This window comes from Parafilimonas sp. (genome assembly GCF_051953455.1).
In the GTDB taxonomy this organism is placed as follows: domain Bacteria; phylum Bacteroidota; class Bacteroidia; order Chitinophagales; family Chitinophagaceae; genus Parafilimonas.
Genome location: NZ_JBQCIT010000053.1, coordinates 1 through 15,929 on the forward strand (window position 1 = coordinate 1; position 15,929 = coordinate 15,929).

Below are 15,929 nucleotides of genomic sequence, written 5' to 3' on the forward strand. Positions count from 1 at the left end.
GTTACCATGAATGGTTTATCGAATTTGAAGATATACCTGAAAATATTACGGCGCTTGCTGAAGAAATTGATAATACGCTGCGGGAAAAAAATATTTACTACGACGATCTGATAAGTGGCAATATTCTTGAACCTTTAAAAATAGTACCCATAAGAAAAAACGGTTTTATAGATTATATGAAATCAATTGGCAAACTCGGCGGCCAGAATAAACTTCCACGCTTAAGTAACGAAAGGATAATTGCAAACGCCCTATATAATTACAAAGCCAGCTAACGTTGTTGTTCAGCTAATGCATTTTATTTTCAGGTATTGTATTTGCTGAACGGCGTATCTTAATTCTTTTATCTTTACAAAATTCAAGCAGCAGCTATGGTTAAACGTATTGCAATTTTTGGTTCAACAGGTTCAATAGGCACACAGGCTCTGGAAGTGATAGAGGCGAACGCTGATAAATTCTCCGTAGAAATTCTTACCGCTTATACCAACGACAAATTATTGATTGAACAGGCAATAAAGTTTAACCCCAATATTGTTGTAATTGCAGATGAAAAAAAATACGAAATAGTAAAAGATGCTTTATCCAATACGCCGATTAAGGTGTTTGCCGGCGAAAAGGCATTGAATGAAGTGGCTTTGATGGATTCATACGATTTAATGCTCGCGGCTATAGTGGGCTACGCCGGTTTTCAGCCAACCTTTAATGCTATTGAAGCAGGCAAGCCTGTGGCATTGGCCAACAAAGAAACGCTGGTAGTGGCAGGCGATATTGTAATGCAGAAAGCTTTTGAAAAAAGGGTTCCTGTTATTCCTGTTGACAGCGAACACTCAGCTATTTTTCAATGTTTGGTTGGTGAAGGCAGGAATAAAATTGAAAAGATAATTCTCACGGCAAGCGGTGGCCCGTTTCTTGGTAAAAAGCCGAACTTTTTAGTGAATGTAAAACGCGATCATGCATTGCAGCATCCCAACTGGGCGATGGGCGCCAAAATAACCATTGACTCTGCCACCCTTATGAACAAAGGGCTGGAAATGATAGAAGCGAAATGGTTGTTTAGTTTGCACCCCGACCAGATACAGGTGATGATCCATCCGCAAAGCATTATACATAGTATGGTTCAATTTGAAGATGGCAGCATAAAAGCACAAATGGGTTTGCCTGATATGAAGCTGCCCATTCAATATGCGTTGGCATTTCCGCAAAGATTACCTAATCAGTTCCCACGATACGATTTTAAGAAACCTTCTACCTTAAATTTTGAAGAACCCGACTTACGCACCTTCCGCAACCTTGTGCTTGCAACAGAGGCTTTATATAAAGGCGGTAATATGCCCTGTATTTTAAATGCGGCCAATGAAATTGCCGTATATGCTTTTTTACGTAATAAAATAGGCTTCCTCGATATTACGGCCGTTATTGAAAAAACCATGGAGAAAATTACGTTTATAGAAAAGCCTGTTCTTACTGATTATTTTGAAAGTGATGCAGAAGCCCGTCAATACGCCGCATCATTAATACAGTTATAGAAAACCGCATGCCCTGCCCTAGGGAATAATTCATAGTTGCGCCTTTTATCCGGCTTATATTATTTGATTAACAAATGAATTGCTATCATTGCAAAATTTTTAAAGTTGTTTGAATGCATTCAGTATTATAAGCTCTAATACTGAAGCTGAATGATGAATCAACAGTTGAAGTCTGCCCGGCTGGCGCTGGTAAGACGGGATGCGGCGCAACAGGCGATACCATGAAAACAAAAGCTGGTATCATAAAATAAATGCGCGGCAATCTTAAAACAGCGGTTCAAAAAAAGTAATCGGGCTTAACATTTACAAACTTAAAAAGTCCGCCGTGGCGGATTAGGCTATTATGACATTATTAGCAATTGACTGGACGAGTGTTGGCGTTAAAATACTTCAGTTTATTTTATCCTTTTCTATATTGGTTACCCTGCACGAATTGGGCCATTATGCCACTGCAAAATGGTTTAAATGCCGTGTTGAAAAATTCTATTTGTTTTTTGATCCCTGGTTCAGCATCTGGAAAAAGAAGATAGGCGAAACCATCTATGGAATTGGCTGGGTGCCTTTTGGCGGCTACGTGAAAATTTCGGGCATGGTGGATGAAAGCATGGATAAAGAGCAAATGAAACAACCTCCCAAACCTTATGAGTTCAGGAGCAAACCCGCATGGCAACGTTTAATAATAATGGTGGCCGGTGTATTTATGAATGTGGTGCTGGCGATTGTAATTTTTATAACAATCACATGGGTTTGGGGCGATCGTTATATTCCTGTTGAAAATTTAAAATATGGCGTATATGCCGACAGCCTTGGTACAAAAATAGGTTTGAAAGATGGTGATAACATTGTGCTTGTAGATACAACACGAATTGAAAAAGTGGGCACAGTTGGTTCTACCATTATAATTAATGAAGCTAAATCTATTACGATTGACAGAAACGGCGAGTTAATTAAACTGCCGCTGCCGGCGGGTTTTATCAGCCAGTTAAACAAAAACAGGCTGGGTGGTTTTTCGTATGTGCGTTTACCGCTTATTGTTGACTCCGTTTTGGAAAAAGCAAAAATTAAATCAGGCAATTTGCAAAAAGGTGATTCTGTTATTGCCTTTAATAATTCGCCTGTGCATTATAATGCCGATTATGTAAGGCTTGCAAAAGAATATAAAAACAAAGACGGTGTTATAACTGTTTTGCGCAATGGCAGAGACACCGTTAATGCAACTGTTACTTTCGATGATAACGGTAATAGTTATATTGGCTTTAGAGGCGCTGATAAAATTTTAGGCATCAAACAAATTAATTATACTTTTCCTGAGGCCATTCCTGCAGGCATGAGCAAATGCTGGGAAACACTTGATAAATATATACGCAACTTAAAATTGCTTTTCACTTCATCTGAAGTTAAAGTAAGCGATTCCCTTGGCAGCGTAATCAGTATCGGTGATGCCTTCTCCGGCGTGTGGGACTGGCAAAGTTTCTGGACGCTAACTGCTATCTTTTCTATTCTTCTTGCATTCATGAACATATTGCCTATACCGGCATTGGACGGCGGCCATGCATTATTCTGCATTTATGAAATTATCACGGGCCGCAAGCCAACGGATAAGTTTATGGAATACGCGCAAATGTTTGGTATGATATTGCTGCTTGGCTTAATGGCATATGCATTGGGGCTGGATATTTTCAGGTTGTTTAGGTAAAGCATCATCACCTCTTAAAATAAGTTTTCTATAAAATCCATAGTTTATTACTTTGCGTTCACACAAAATATTAAACTATGGATGCTGCCTTAAAACAAAAAATAGACACCTGGCTCAATGGCAATTATGATGAAGAAACCAAGAATGAAATAAAAAAGCTGCAAAGCACCAACGAAGCAGAACTTATAGAATCTTTTTATCAAAATCTTGAATTTGGGACCGGCGGTTTGCGTGGTTTAATGGGCGTTGGCACCAACCGCATGAATAAATATACAATTGGCATGGCTACACAGGGTTTTGCCAATTATTTGAAGAAAACATTAGGCGATGTTGAAATAAAAGTGGCCATTGCACACGACAGCCGCAACAACAGCCGCTTTTTTGCCGAAACAACTGCCAACGTTTTTGCAGCTAATGGCATAAAGGTTTTTTTGTTTGAAGCCTTGCGCCCCACACCTGAATTAAGTTTCACTATCCGTTATTTAAAACTGAACGGCGGCGTTGTAATTACAGCATCTCACAATCCCAAAGAATATAACGGCTACAAAGCTTACTGGAACGATGGCGGGCAACTAGTGCCGCCGCATGATAAGAATGTAATTAAAGAAGTGGAAGCCATTAAAAGTGTTGACGATGTTAAGTTCAGCGGTGGTGAATCAAACATTACTATCATCGGCAAAGACATAGATGAAGCTTATATTAAAATGGTGAAAAGCCTCAGCGTTTATCCCGATGTTATTGCCAAACAACACGATCTTAAAATTGTTTACACACCTATACACGGCACTGGTATTACACTCGTGCCAAAAGTTTTAAAGGAATTTGGTTTTGACAATGTAACCATTGTTGAAGAACAGGAAATGCCGGATGGCAATTTTCCAACTGTGGTTTATCCCAATCCCGAAGAAAGTGAAACCATGAGCATCGGGTTAAAAAAAGCGGCCGAACTTAATGCTGATATTTTATTGGGTACCGATCCTGATGCAGACCGTGTTGGCATCGGTATAAAAAACCATAAAGGTGAATGGGTATTGATGAATGGCAATCAAACAGCAGTACTTGCTATTTCCTATATGCTTGAAGCCCGCAGGGCAAAAGGCGTTGCACAGCCAAACGACATGGTTATAAAAACCATTGTAACCTCTTATATGATTGACGCCATTGCAGAAAAAAATAATGTTGCGTGTTATAATGTGCTTACCGGTTTTAAATGGATAGCCGAATTAATAAAAGAAAAAGAAGGCAAAGAAAATTATATTATTGGTGGTGAAGAAAGTTTTGGTTTGATGGTGGGCGATAAACTGCGCGATAAAGACGCGGTTTCTGCTGTGGCATTCTTATGCGAAATGGCGGCTTATGAAAAGAATAAAGGCGTAAGCTTATATGATAAGCTTATTGACCTCTATATCCAATACGGGTTTTTTTATGAAGAACTGATCAGCATTACCAAAAAAGGCATGCGCGGGCAGGAAGAAATTGCAGAAATGATGAAAACTTATCGGGATAATCCGCCAACAGTTATCAGTAACTCCCCCGTAATTGAATTACTCGATTATCAAACACAGGAAGGAAAAAATTTAAAAACCGGCGAAACCTGGAAGATCAATTTACCAAAAAGCAATGTATTGCAGTTTAAGCTGGAAGACCGATCAAAAATTTCTGCAAGGCCAAGTGGCACAGAACCCAAAATTAAATTCTACTTTAGCGTGCACACAAACCTGGAAAATAAAGAAGGTTTTGATGACGCCTTAGCTTCGCAAAAACAAAAGATACAGGATATTATTGTTGATATGAAGCTGAAATAAATTTAAGCCAATTGCTATGCTTGCTGCCCCGCAATACGCGGGGCAGTTTATTTTTGCGCCATGCGTAAACTAAGCATGGATGAACTGAACCGTAAAACGGTTGAAGAATTTAAGCAGGCGGAAAAACATAAAATAATTGTGGTGCTCGATAATATCCGCAGCGCTTATAATGTGGGCAGTATATTCAGAACCTCGGACGCATTTTTAATTGAATGCATTTTTGTTTGTGGTTATACGCCGCCGCCAACGCACAGGCAGGTTGATAAAACAGCGCTTGGCGCATCTGAAACCGTTGACTGGATGCAGTTTGATAATATTATGGACGCCATCCTTCAGCTTCAACAAAACGATTATAAAATTTATGCCATTGAACAGGCTGAACAAAGTATTTCACTTGAAAATTTTTCTATCCCGCCAAACCAAAAAACAGCCGTTGTTTTTGGCAACGAAGTTACCGGCGTGCAGGACCTGGTAATGCAGCAATGCGATGGCTGCATCGAAATTCCGCAACAGGGTATGAAACATTCTTTGAATGTAAGTGTTGCTGCCGGTGTTGTGTTATGGCAATTAGTAAAAAGTATATCACACCCTGGTCTTTGAAACTAAAATAAACTTCTCTTCTACAGCATGGCAATTAAAAGCACGGGGGCTTCCGTTTTAAAAACAAAACCACATTTTAATATCCTTGATGGCTTAAGAGGCATAGCAGCGTTGGCTGTAGTTATATTTCATTTTATGGAATGGGTTTTCCCGGATTACAACCAAAACTTTATCGGTCATGGTTTTCTGGCGGTCGATTTTTTCTTCTGTCTTTCCGGTTTTGTTATGGGTTATGCTTACGATAACCGCATGCAGCAAATGGGCTTAAAGAACTTCTTCACTTTGCGTTTAATACGGTTGCACCCGCTCGTTGTATTGGGCAGCGTGCTTGGCCTTGCAGGTTTTCTGCTCGACCCATTTTCTAACGCTTATACCAATTACAATGCAGGCAGTATTTTATTGCTCTTTATTAGTTCAATCATGCTTATTCCAATGCCCGCAATGGAAGAACGCGCTTTTAATTTATTTGGCCTGAATGCGCCATCCTGGTCGCTGTTCTGGGAATATATTGCCAACATTATGTATGCATTTATTTTATGCAGGATAAAGCGAAGCGTTCTTGTTATAATAACAATATTAGCGGCAATGCTTTTATGTTATGTAAGTTATCGTTCCGGTAATTTATTAGGCGGCTGGTCAGGAGAAACTTTCTGGGATGGCGGCGCAAGATTGGCCTATTCATTTGCTGCAGGCTTACTAATCTACCGCAGCAACTGGATCATTAAAAACGACCTCGGTTTTATGAGCCTTACCGTGTTGTTAAGTTTAGCCTTTATTATGCCGGGCACCAGTTTTAACTGGTTAACAGAATTGCTTGTGGTGCTGTTTTATTTTCCTTTAATCGTCTCGCTTGGGGCAGGCTCAACACTTAGCCCGAAAACGAAAAACATTTACATGTTTTCGGGCAACATTTCTTATCCGTTGTATATGACGCATTATGCCGCAATATGGATATTCGGCAATTATTACACCTCTTCCAAACCAACGATGGATCAACTTCCTTTCATAATCGTTCCCGGCGTGATCTTGTTGGTTGTGTTTGCCTGGCTGGTAATGAAATTTTATGATATACCGGTTAGAAAATATTTTAAGAAGAAGTTTGCGAGTTCGTGATAAAGTTTACTTTGGCTTGCAGCCAAAATTTGAAGCATATTTGGGTTACCGGCTAAGATATCGCATGGCAGCTTCGTTGCGTCGCAACACTTCGGCTGAAGCGCAGGTAGCATCGCAGGCTCCTGTTCATGCAGCTTTATAAATAATAATGCGCTCAAGTTTAAGCGCTATTGAGTGACTGGTATGACGTTGCCCTGCATCTTCAAAAAAAACATCAAGTAACCGAAGAACTTTTCTAAATACTGCAATAGATATAAGGATGGTTTACTCAAAACTGTAATGAAAAAAAAGTAACTTTAAGCTATGGAAACACAAGCTATTCCAAGAACTATAAAGCAGGTGTTTGATATGTTGCCGCAGGGCACATTGGCTCAACTCATAAACAATAACATTATTATGTCACCCGCACCCACCGAAGCGCACCAGCGCATGTCAATGTTTTTATCTATTGAAATAGGCAGCTATATTAAAAAAAATAAACTAGGCAGGTTATATGCTTCTCCTATCGATGTTGAAATCAATAATCATAATGTATATCAACCCGACTTATTATTTATCAGCAACGAAAATGCCGGCATCATTCATCAAAAACGTATTTACGGCATCCCTGATTTGATAATAGAAATTTTATCAGCAGGAACCGATGAATATGATTTAGGAAAAAAGCTGGAGGAGTATGAAAAATCCGGCTTGCGGGAATACATAGTTATCGATCTTATGCAGAAAAAGCCAACAGCAAGAGCTTTTCTTTCAGATATATCTGGAATCCGGTTTAACCTTGAGTATGAAAATTCACCAGTTTTAACAATCCGCACTTTAAATAACCTGCAAATAAACCTGGAAGAGTATTAACCCTCTTTTCTTAAAGAAGCGTATAAAAACTTCAACCTATTTTTGCAGAATGACCACGGTTAAGAATTATTTGTCACTTGTAAAGTTTTCGCATACCATTTTTGCATTACCCTTTGCTTTGATTGGCTTTTTTTTAGGAATCTTTAATTTCCCTTTCAATACACTAAATCAATGGAATATAAATAAGAGTGTTGGTTGGAATAATCATTTTAATGATTGGAGTTTCTTTATTATAAAATTCCTCCTCGTGCTCATTTGCATGGTCTCCGCCCGCAGTGCCGCCATGGCTTTCAACCGGTATCTCGACAGGAGCTTTGATGCTAAAAACCCGCGTACGGCTATCCGCGAAATTCCCAAAGGCATTATATCACCGCAAAGTGCATTGCGTTTTGTAATATTGAATTGCATCATCTTTATAACAGCCACATTTTTTATCAATAAAATTTGTTTCTTCCTCTCTCCCATTGCATTGTTCGTGGTATTGTTTTACAGTTATACCAAACGCTTTACGCCGCTTTGCCATTTGGTATTAGGATTGGGATTATCGCTGGCGCCCATTGGCGCTTACCTTGCCGTAACAGGAAGATTTGACGTTCTGCCTATATTATTTTCCTTCGCTGTAATATTCTGGGTGAGCGGGTTTGATATCATTTATGCCTTGCAGGATGTGGAGTTCGATCAATCCCAAAACCTTTATTCAATCCCGGCTGTTATAGGCAAATCCAAAGCGCTGCATGTTTCGGAATCTTTACACCTGCTGAGTGCAACCTGCGTAATCGCTGCCGGTTTTTACGGCCATTTTCATTTTGTTTACTGGATAGGCATTGCCGTGTTTTGTGGCATGTTATTATACCAGCATTCTATTGTTAAACCAAATGATTTAAAAAGAGTAAACCTCGCTTTCATGACAGCTAACGGCATTGCCAGCGTTGTATTTGGCATGCTCGTAATAGCCGACCTCTTCATTCATTAATTTTCACTATGCCCCGCATTCTTTGTATAGATTATGGCAAAAAACGCACCGGCCTGGCCGTAACCGATCCTTTAAAAATTATTGCTTCCGCACTAACAACCGTTGAAACCAAAAACCTGTTTCCTTTTCTTAAAAACTATTTTCAGCAGGAAGAGGTAGAACTGGTTTTAATAGGCGAGCCGAAAAACTGGGATGAAAGCGATACGCATGCCACGCCATTGGTGCACCAGTTTATACAAAAATTTAAGAAAGATTTTCCACTGATGAAGATAGAAACGGTGGATGAACGCTACACTTCCAAACTGGCTTCGCGGGCAATGGTTGAAATGGGCATGAAGAAAAAAGATCGTCAAAAAAAAGAAAATGTTGACCAGATAGCTGCCGCTATTATGCTGCAGGAATACCTGAAAACGCTGGTATAAAAGCCTTTCAGGACTTTTATTCTCTGTTTAACATCCTAAATTTTATCTTCGCAGCCATTATTTTCGTCACTTAATAGTTATTCCTTAGGGAAATTAGAGGATTTATGATTTTACCTATTGTCGCATACGGAACACCGGTTTTAAGAACCGTTGCAAAAAATATTACACCGGATTATCCCAATCTCGAAAAGCTGATCACGGATATGTGGGAAACCCTTTATGCCAGCAGCGGTGTAGGTTTGGCCGCACCCCAGGTAAATAAAGATATCCGCTTGTTTATTGTGGACAGCCAGCAGCTTTTTGCCAACCAGGAAGATGATGAAAAAGGTAAATATCCCGATGAACCCGGCTTTAAAAAAGTGTTTATTAATGCTAAGATTATTGAGACCGGCGGTTTGCCCTGGGATTATAATGAAGGTTGTTTAAGCATTCCCAAGATAAGGGAAGACATTTCAAGGCCGGAGACCGTAACCATTGAATATGATGATGAAAATTTTGACCATCACATTGATACCTTCAACGGCATTACAGCCCGCATTATTCAGCATGAATACGACCACATTGAAGGCAAACTTTTTATAGATTACCTTAAACCATTCAGGAAAAAATTATTACAGGGTAAATTAACCGACATTACAAAGGGTAAAATAAAAGTGGATTATAAAATGGCATTCCCTAAATAATCACCCATGTAAAAAAAATTTACACAAGAGAGTATTACACCAGGGCGTTTATGAGGCCATTGAAAATTCAAACTTGTACGAATGAAATTGATGTATGCAGTTGTTGTTTTAACCCTGTTGCCCGCTATAATCTTGGCCCAGCAAAGAGATTCTTTTATTGTTGAAGGAAAAGATACCACTATTATTATTGACAAGGGCACTTTCACGCTTAAACCTGTAATTGTTCAAAGCGGCATTGATTATAAAAGCCTCCTGCGCCGCATTCAAAACGATACTACTTTTTATAAAGCATTCCGCAACCTGCATATTGTTGAATTCACTTCTTACAACAACATAACCATGCTGAATAAAAACAACGGCGTGCAGGCAAGTTATTACAGCAAAACAAAGCAGCACCGCGACAAAGGTTGCCGCTATATGGAAACACTCGATCAAAAGACCTCGGGTGATTTTCTTAAACCTAATGGTGATTTCAATTATTTAACCGGCGAAATGTATGCTTCCATATTTCTTACCAAAGGCAAAACCTGCGGTGAAGATAATATTGTGGCCGGCCGCGAATTTTCTACCGCCGGCAAAAGCGGTACAGAAAAACATAAAGAACAATTAAAGATGCTGTTTTTTAACCCGGGCAGAAGAATTCCCGGCATACCGTTTATTGGCAACAAACTCGACCTGTATGACGAGGATGCGCATAAGCTTTATGATTATGCCCTGGACTACGATACTTACAAAGGCAATTCCGTTTATATTTTCAGCATAAAACCTAAAGCTGATCTCGGGTTCTTCAGCCGGAAAAATATTGTAGTAGATGAAATGACCACAAGGTTTGATGCTGCCACCATGGAAGTAGTAAGCCGCAGCTATTCATTAAGCTATAAAGCCGGGCTGTATGATTTTAATGTAACTATGCAAGTTGAAATGACACACGTGGGTAATTTGCTTGTGCCTGAAACCATGCGTTATAAAGGCAACTTCAGCGCCGTAACCAAAAAAAGAGAGCGTGGAGAATTTACAGCAACATTATTTGATTTTAAGCCTGAATTTTGACGGGTTACCAACCCGGGCGGCTTAAAGCTACCAGGGCCAATACTAAACATCTCAATTTCTCATGAACAGGTTAGAAGAATTATTTCAGCGTAAAAAAGAAAATGTTTTAAATGTCTATTGCACGGCTGGCTTTCCCGAATTAAACAGCACACTAACGGTGATGAAAGCCCTGCAGGACAATGGCGCCGACATCATCGAACTCGGCATGCCCTATAGCGACCCGCTGGCAGACGGCCCGGTTATCCAGGCAAGCGGCACAAAGGCCCTGCAAAACGGCATGACGATTGAAAAACTCTTTGCACAACTGCAGGATTGCCGCAAAGAAATTTATGTGCCGGTTATTTTAATGGGCTACATGAACCCCATATTGCAATACGGCTTTGAAAGGTTTTGCCAGCACGCTGCTGCTATTCCAATCGACGGTTTAATTCTTCCCGATTTACCGGAACATGAATTTGAAACAGAGTACGGCCCCATTATCCGTCGCTACGGCCTCGATTTTATTTTTTTGGTTACACCCGAAACATCGGAAGAAAGAATAAAAAGATTAGATGAATTAAGCACGGGCTTTTTATATGCCGTATCATCTTCATCAACAACCGGCAAGCAGCAGGATTTGAATGCGGTTGAAAAATATTTGCAGCGCCTGCAAAGCATGAACTTAAAAAACCCGGTGCTGGTGGGCTTTGGCATAAAAGACAAACAAAGTTTTGATGCTGCCTGCAAACATGCCAGCGGCGCTATTATAGGCACAGCATATATTAAAAGTATTGAGGCTGCGGAAAATATGGAGCAAGCTACAAAAGCATTTTTGCAACCGATTATTGGTTAGTAAACCCCGAGGGTTTTAAAAACCCTCGGGGTTTATTGCCGCCATTTATTATGCAGTACAAGGGAGTGACACAAGGAACGATGCCATGAAATACTGCAGCCGGCAACATAACACAATACAGTAAACCTTGCGAAGCAATGGTTTTAAATTTTGAACAGTAAATATGAATGCTATTATGATGCGGAAATGGATTTTTATTTTGTTGTTATTACCTGTAGTTGCAAACGCACAGGATAAAAAGGATTTTTTAATAACGGGCCACATTACCTCTGTTCCTGAAAATTCACAAGTTATTTTACTTGGCTTTAACGGCACCGACACACTTGCTTCCGCTACCGTGCAAAACGGCGTTTTTAAATTGAGCGGCACGGTAGATAATGTGGATGCACGCATTATTCTCTTCCCCTCTTTGCAGCGCAGGGTTGTAGTATTTATGGGAGGTGATACGGTAAACATTAATGGCAGTAGTGAAAATGATGTTGTAATCACCGGCTCGCCCAGCAATATTGAATATGAAGAGTTTTTATACGATATAAAACCCATTAATGATTATGTAAGTTATTTCCGCAACCAGCTAATGTCGGCCACATCGCAGGGCCTGCATGATTCTGCTTCCATTATGCTGAACACTGCGTATAACATTTATCAAAACGCTATTGACCGCTTTCTTCAGCGTAAAAAAAGCTCGCCCGTGGCAGCTTTATTGCTGGCCTACAGTTATGATACCGACCCTAACCGCGATGTATTATTGCTTGAAAAAAGATATGCGCAGCTTGATGGGCCCGCCTTAAAAAGCCAGTTTGCGGCAAACCTTTCAGAAATAATTAAACGCGATAAAATAGGCGCCGTGGGCACGCAGTCAATTGAATTTTCGCAGCCCGATACCTCTGGTAAAAAAGTTTCTTTATCGCAGTTTAAGGGCAAATATGTGTTGATTGATTTTTGGGCAAGCTGGTGCAAACCCTGCCGCCTGGAAAACCCAAATGTGGTGGCTGCTTATAACAAATACAAAGACAAAAACTTTACTATACTCGGCGTTTCGCTGGATGGAGATAAGGCAAGCTGGCTTAAAGCCATTCATGCCGATAACCTCACCTGGACGCATGTGAGCGATTTAAAACAATTTCAGAATGCCGTGGCAGAAATGTATCATATAGACATGATTCCGCAGAACATACTGATAGATCCTTCCGGTAAAATCATAGGCCGCAACCTGCGCGGCGATGCATTGGAACAAAGGCTGAAGGAAGTATTGAATTGATGTTATTAAAGTTGTGAGCTACAAGCTGCAGGCTTCAGGCTGCAAGCCATTAACCACCCACTTAAAAGATAAGATTGGTTTTGTTCTTTATTTTTTCAGGGGTAAGCTCGGTTACAAGCTGCACGCCGTTTATCTTTTTCAGGTTTTGCTGCAGCAGTAAAAAATCTTCATCATTCAGGTTGGCAGATTTGGCAAGCCATAAGAAATCGAAATGCTTAAACTCGGGTAAAAGGTGTTCTCCTTCAAACTGGTTGTGATAAATATAATGTTCAGTTTCGCAGCCCGGCTCGCAAAACTGATATACTTCAAAAAAATAACTCCTGCCCTTTTTGTTTAACTGGATTTCAGCATCGGCATTCAGCCTGAAATCTACATGCAAATGCGTATTCACCAACCAGCAAAAACGGAAATTCTTGGTTTGCGACATAATACCCAGCATTCTTGCGCCGGTAAAAAAATCATCTTCAATGCCATCAATATTTAAAACCAGTTTTGCCATAAAGAAAGCAAGTAACTAAACATTTTTGTTTCGGGAAAGAGGTTGGACTGTATTTTTCTAATGACTGATGCTTTTATTCCGCCCTATTTATTTGCTGCCATCCCGGTTAATGGCGCCAGCCGGCAGAAAACGCCTGTAATAGCGCAAGATGTGCAAATAGGATTTCAATTGTCGGATGGCATCCCAATTTTTCAGGATAGGGTTTTCCAATTGGAAAATGGTATCCAAATTTTTCAGGATAGGGTTCGCAATGTGTAAAATCACATTCCGGCGATAATTATCTATGTTTCTCTAACAGCATACGCGCAGGCAGCAAACCGTTCTTATAAATTCCACCAATAATTAAACTTTAAAACAAAAGCGCGGTTTCTTACAGAAAACGGCGCCGGGTAATAATTATCGGTATATACCAGGTAAAAATCAGATGCCGGGTTATAGCGCCATTGCAACCGTGTATTAAGGTTGATGTTTTTCAACTGCTCATTATATTGAATAAACGTGGTAAAGTAAAGCTTGTTGGTAAACGTAATATCAAGCCGCGGGCCCACCAGCCAAAACGTGGTATTGCCCCAGGGTTGAGGCAATTTTATATTATTATAACTTCCGGTTAAGGCAATACTTACATAAGGCTGAAAACGATATCCCAATTCTGTTGCAACGTTACGGTAAGCGCCATCTGCATAGTAACCACCGGCTCGGGCAGACAAAGTGTAGGTAAATAACTGCTGAGGCTGCGAAACAAAATCAAAACCTGCCGTATTCCAGTGGTGTTTTGTGCCGGCCAATAAAGAATCTTTACCAAGATTGGTGGGGTCGAAAGGTTGCAGCAACCGCACATAATCATGGCTGGCAAGACCGGTAAAAGTTGCCTTATTCCTGAAGGTTACCAGATAAGACAAAGTGTTTTGATTATCGGTTTGATGGAATTTATCATCAAAAAAATTAATGGAAGTTAACTGCGGCCCATGACTTAAAACAATACCTGATTTGGGAAAAAAATAGCGTGTCACCTGTGGGTTTAGCTTAATAAAATTTTTTCTGGGAACATACCCTGCTTCGGCCCTGTAATTATTGCCAACAAATTCGTGCCGCCATAACAACAACCAATATTTGCTGCTATACTGCAGGCTTGCCGCATGAACAAAATCTTTAGAATTCTTACCGGGGCTGAATGATTTTAAAAACAAAGCCTTGCCTGTCCATATATTATTGGAAGAAGCGAGGTTATATTCAAACCCGATATTCCTGTTATAAGCCTGGTATAAATATTTTACCGAATCCGGATTGGGATGATAATTCAAAGACTCCTTATCAATAAAAAGAAAACGAATATTGGAACGCGAAAACACCCTTCGCTGCAACGCCACAACGGAAAAACTCTGGTCAGGAAGATCAAGGTCGTTCACCTTTCCGGTGCGCATGTACATGGCGCCGATGCGCCAGTCTTTGTTTAGCTTTCCGCTTAACCTGGCACCATATTTTATCGGCACGCCCAAACCAATCCTGCGGGAGAAAAAAGGCCTGATATCGTCATAACCGAAGTTGGCAAAAAGATCGCCGTTCTCTAAAAAGAATTGCCTTCTTTCAGGGAAGAATAATTCATAACGGCTGAGATTGGTAACCTGCTTATCCACTTCCACCTGCGAAAAATCGGGGTGCACAGTAAGGTCTAAATTGAGTGAAGATGTAAGGCCAATTTTTACATCCGCGCCAATATCGCCGCGATAATCAGTTTTGTTGTGCGTGTTAAAATCTTTTTCAGAACCGGCAAGCGCATACGGAATAACGGAAACATTTAAACCCGCTTCAGGTGGTGGCTGGTCCCAAACCAACACACCGGTATAAGCCAATGAAGCCGTGGGAAATTGCCGCGGCACAGGCGTCCAGCTTGATTTCTCTGTTGTTTTAAGATCGTTGCGGCTGAAGTTAATCCCCCATTTGGTTATGCCTTTTTTATACCGAATGGTTTTAAAGGGAATAGCCGCTTCAAATATGTATTTATCAGGATAATTTTTTACGGCAGAATACCATTTGTTATCCCAGCTCAGGTCAACAGAACCGCCTTCATACATAATACCATCCCACTGGGCTCCGGCAGCATTGGCGCCAAAAGAAAAACCGTTTGTCTGGTCATCGAAAGGATCCATGAACAAAAGAAAATTATCGTTTTTACCAAAACTAAAATCGCGCCTTAATGACTCCACCATATACGGCCCCGGAAGCGCAGTATAACATATGGCAATGAGATAAATATTCTGATCATCGTAAGTCATTTTAACATCGGTACGCACCTTTGCTTTGCTGGTATCCATGGGCAATACCATAAAAAAATCTGTTGCCGTTTGTGCCTGCTGCCAGGCTCCCTCATTCATTATACCATCAATAACAACAGGCGATGTTGCCCTGTGAATATAGTATTGATAGGCTTCATTTTTCTTTTGAGCAAACGAATAAAAAAAGCAGGATAAAAAAAACAGCGTGAAAAAATTTTTCAAGTATTGGTTTTGTATTAAAGGCGTCAAAAATACTATTACTTGTTTTAAAACAGATTTTGAATCTTCATCAAGAGCAATCACTGAAAACATTTAAAACAGACAATCTTATGCAACCAGCAGTT

At 40.2% G+C, this 15,929-nt stretch carries 14 protein-coding genes and 1 pseudogene; 13 read left to right on the forward strand and 2 right to left on the reverse strand.

The window, feature by feature from the left end; genetic code table 11:
- The 13 genes and pseudogenes from ACTHN6_RS18610 to ACTHN6_RS18670 form a co-directional block, all read left to right on the forward strand.
- A pseudogene (locus ACTHN6_RS18610) lies at nucleotides 1-275 on the forward strand (hypothetical protein); the annotation flags it as partial.
- A 96-nt stretch (nucleotides 276-371) separates the two neighbouring features.
- Nucleotides 372-1,526 carry a 1-deoxy-D-xylulose-5-phosphate reductoisomerase gene (locus ACTHN6_RS18615; protein ID WP_440437280.1) on the forward strand — a complete coding sequence of 385 codons (1,155 nt, stop codon included), beginning with the start codon at nucleotides 372-374 and terminating at the stop codon, nucleotides 1,524-1,526.
- 343 nt (nucleotides 1,527-1,869) lie between these two features.
- On the forward strand, nucleotides 1,870-3,222 hold the full coding sequence (gene rseP, locus ACTHN6_RS18620) for an RIP metalloprotease RseP (RefSeq protein ID WP_440437281.1): 1,353 nt from the start codon (nucleotides 1,870-1,872) through the stop codon (nucleotides 3,220-3,222).
- 77 nt (nucleotides 3,223-3,299) lie between these two features.
- A complete protein-coding gene (locus ACTHN6_RS18625) occupies nucleotides 3,300-5,027 on the forward strand; it encodes a phospho-sugar mutase (RefSeq protein ID WP_440437282.1) in 1,728 nt (575 codons plus the stop codon).
- Nucleotides 5,028-5,087: 60 nt separating this feature from the next.
- Complete coding sequence (locus ACTHN6_RS18630; RefSeq protein WP_440437283.1) at nucleotides 5,088-5,627, forward strand: RNA methyltransferase; 540 nt, start codon at nucleotides 5,088-5,090, stop codon at nucleotides 5,625-5,627.
- A gap of 27 nt (nucleotides 5,628-5,654) precedes the next feature.
- On the forward strand, nucleotides 5,655-6,740 hold the full coding sequence (locus tag ACTHN6_RS18635; protein ID WP_440437284.1) for an acyltransferase family protein: 1,086 nt from the start codon (nucleotides 5,655-5,657) through the stop codon (nucleotides 6,738-6,740).
- A 303-nt stretch (nucleotides 6,741-7,043) separates the two neighbouring features.
- Nucleotides 7,044-7,592 carry a Uma2 family endonuclease gene (locus ACTHN6_RS18640; RefSeq protein ID WP_440437285.1) on the forward strand — a complete coding sequence of 183 codons (549 nt, stop codon included), beginning with the start codon at nucleotides 7,044-7,046 and terminating at the stop codon, nucleotides 7,590-7,592.
- Between the two features lie 49 nt (nucleotides 7,593-7,641).
- A complete protein-coding gene (locus ACTHN6_RS18645; RefSeq protein WP_440437286.1) occupies nucleotides 7,642-8,565 on the forward strand; it encodes a UbiA-like polyprenyltransferase in 924 nt (307 codons plus the stop codon).
- Between the two features lie 8 nt (nucleotides 8,566-8,573).
- Nucleotides 8,574-8,987 carry a Holliday junction resolvase RuvX gene (gene ruvX / locus ACTHN6_RS18650; RefSeq protein WP_440437287.1) on the forward strand — a complete coding sequence of 138 codons (414 nt, stop codon included), beginning with the start codon at nucleotides 8,574-8,576 and terminating at the stop codon, nucleotides 8,985-8,987.
- A 104-nt stretch (nucleotides 8,988-9,091) separates the two neighbouring features.
- Complete coding sequence (def, locus tag ACTHN6_RS18655) at nucleotides 9,092-9,670, forward strand: peptide deformylase (RefSeq protein WP_440437288.1); 579 nt, start codon at nucleotides 9,092-9,094, stop codon at nucleotides 9,668-9,670.
- Nucleotides 9,671-9,751: 81 nt separating this feature from the next.
- Nucleotides 9,752-10,720, forward strand: a complete 969-nt coding sequence (locus ACTHN6_RS18660; protein ID WP_440437289.1) for a hypothetical protein — start codon at nucleotides 9,752-9,754, stop codon at nucleotides 10,718-10,720.
- 61 nt (nucleotides 10,721-10,781) lie between these two features.
- The gene (gene trpA, locus ACTHN6_RS18665) at nucleotides 10,782-11,552 is read left to right on the forward strand and encodes a tryptophan synthase subunit alpha (protein WP_440437290.1); all 771 of its coding nucleotides are present in this window, start codon (nucleotides 10,782-10,784) and stop codon (nucleotides 11,550-11,552) included.
- Between the two features lie 163 nt (nucleotides 11,553-11,715).
- The gene (locus tag ACTHN6_RS18670) at nucleotides 11,716-12,813 is read left to right on the forward strand and encodes a redoxin domain-containing protein (protein ID WP_440437291.1); all 1,098 of its coding nucleotides are present in this window, start codon (nucleotides 11,716-11,718) and stop codon (nucleotides 12,811-12,813) included.
- A 61-nt stretch (nucleotides 12,814-12,874) separates the two neighbouring features.
- Here ACTHN6_RS18670 and ACTHN6_RS18675 read toward each other — a convergent pair whose 3' ends face one another.
- On the reverse strand, nucleotides 12,875-13,312 hold the full coding sequence (locus tag ACTHN6_RS18675; protein WP_440437292.1) for an IPExxxVDY family protein: 438 nt from the start codon (nucleotides 13,310-13,312) through the stop codon (nucleotides 12,875-12,877).
- 323 nt (nucleotides 13,313-13,635) lie between these two features.
- Nucleotides 13,636-15,807 carry a DUF5916 domain-containing protein gene (locus tag ACTHN6_RS18680; protein ID WP_440437293.1) on the reverse strand — a complete coding sequence of 724 codons (2,172 nt, stop codon included), beginning with the start codon at nucleotides 15,805-15,807 and terminating at the stop codon, nucleotides 13,636-13,638.
- Nucleotides 15,808-15,929: the final 122 nt, after the last annotated feature.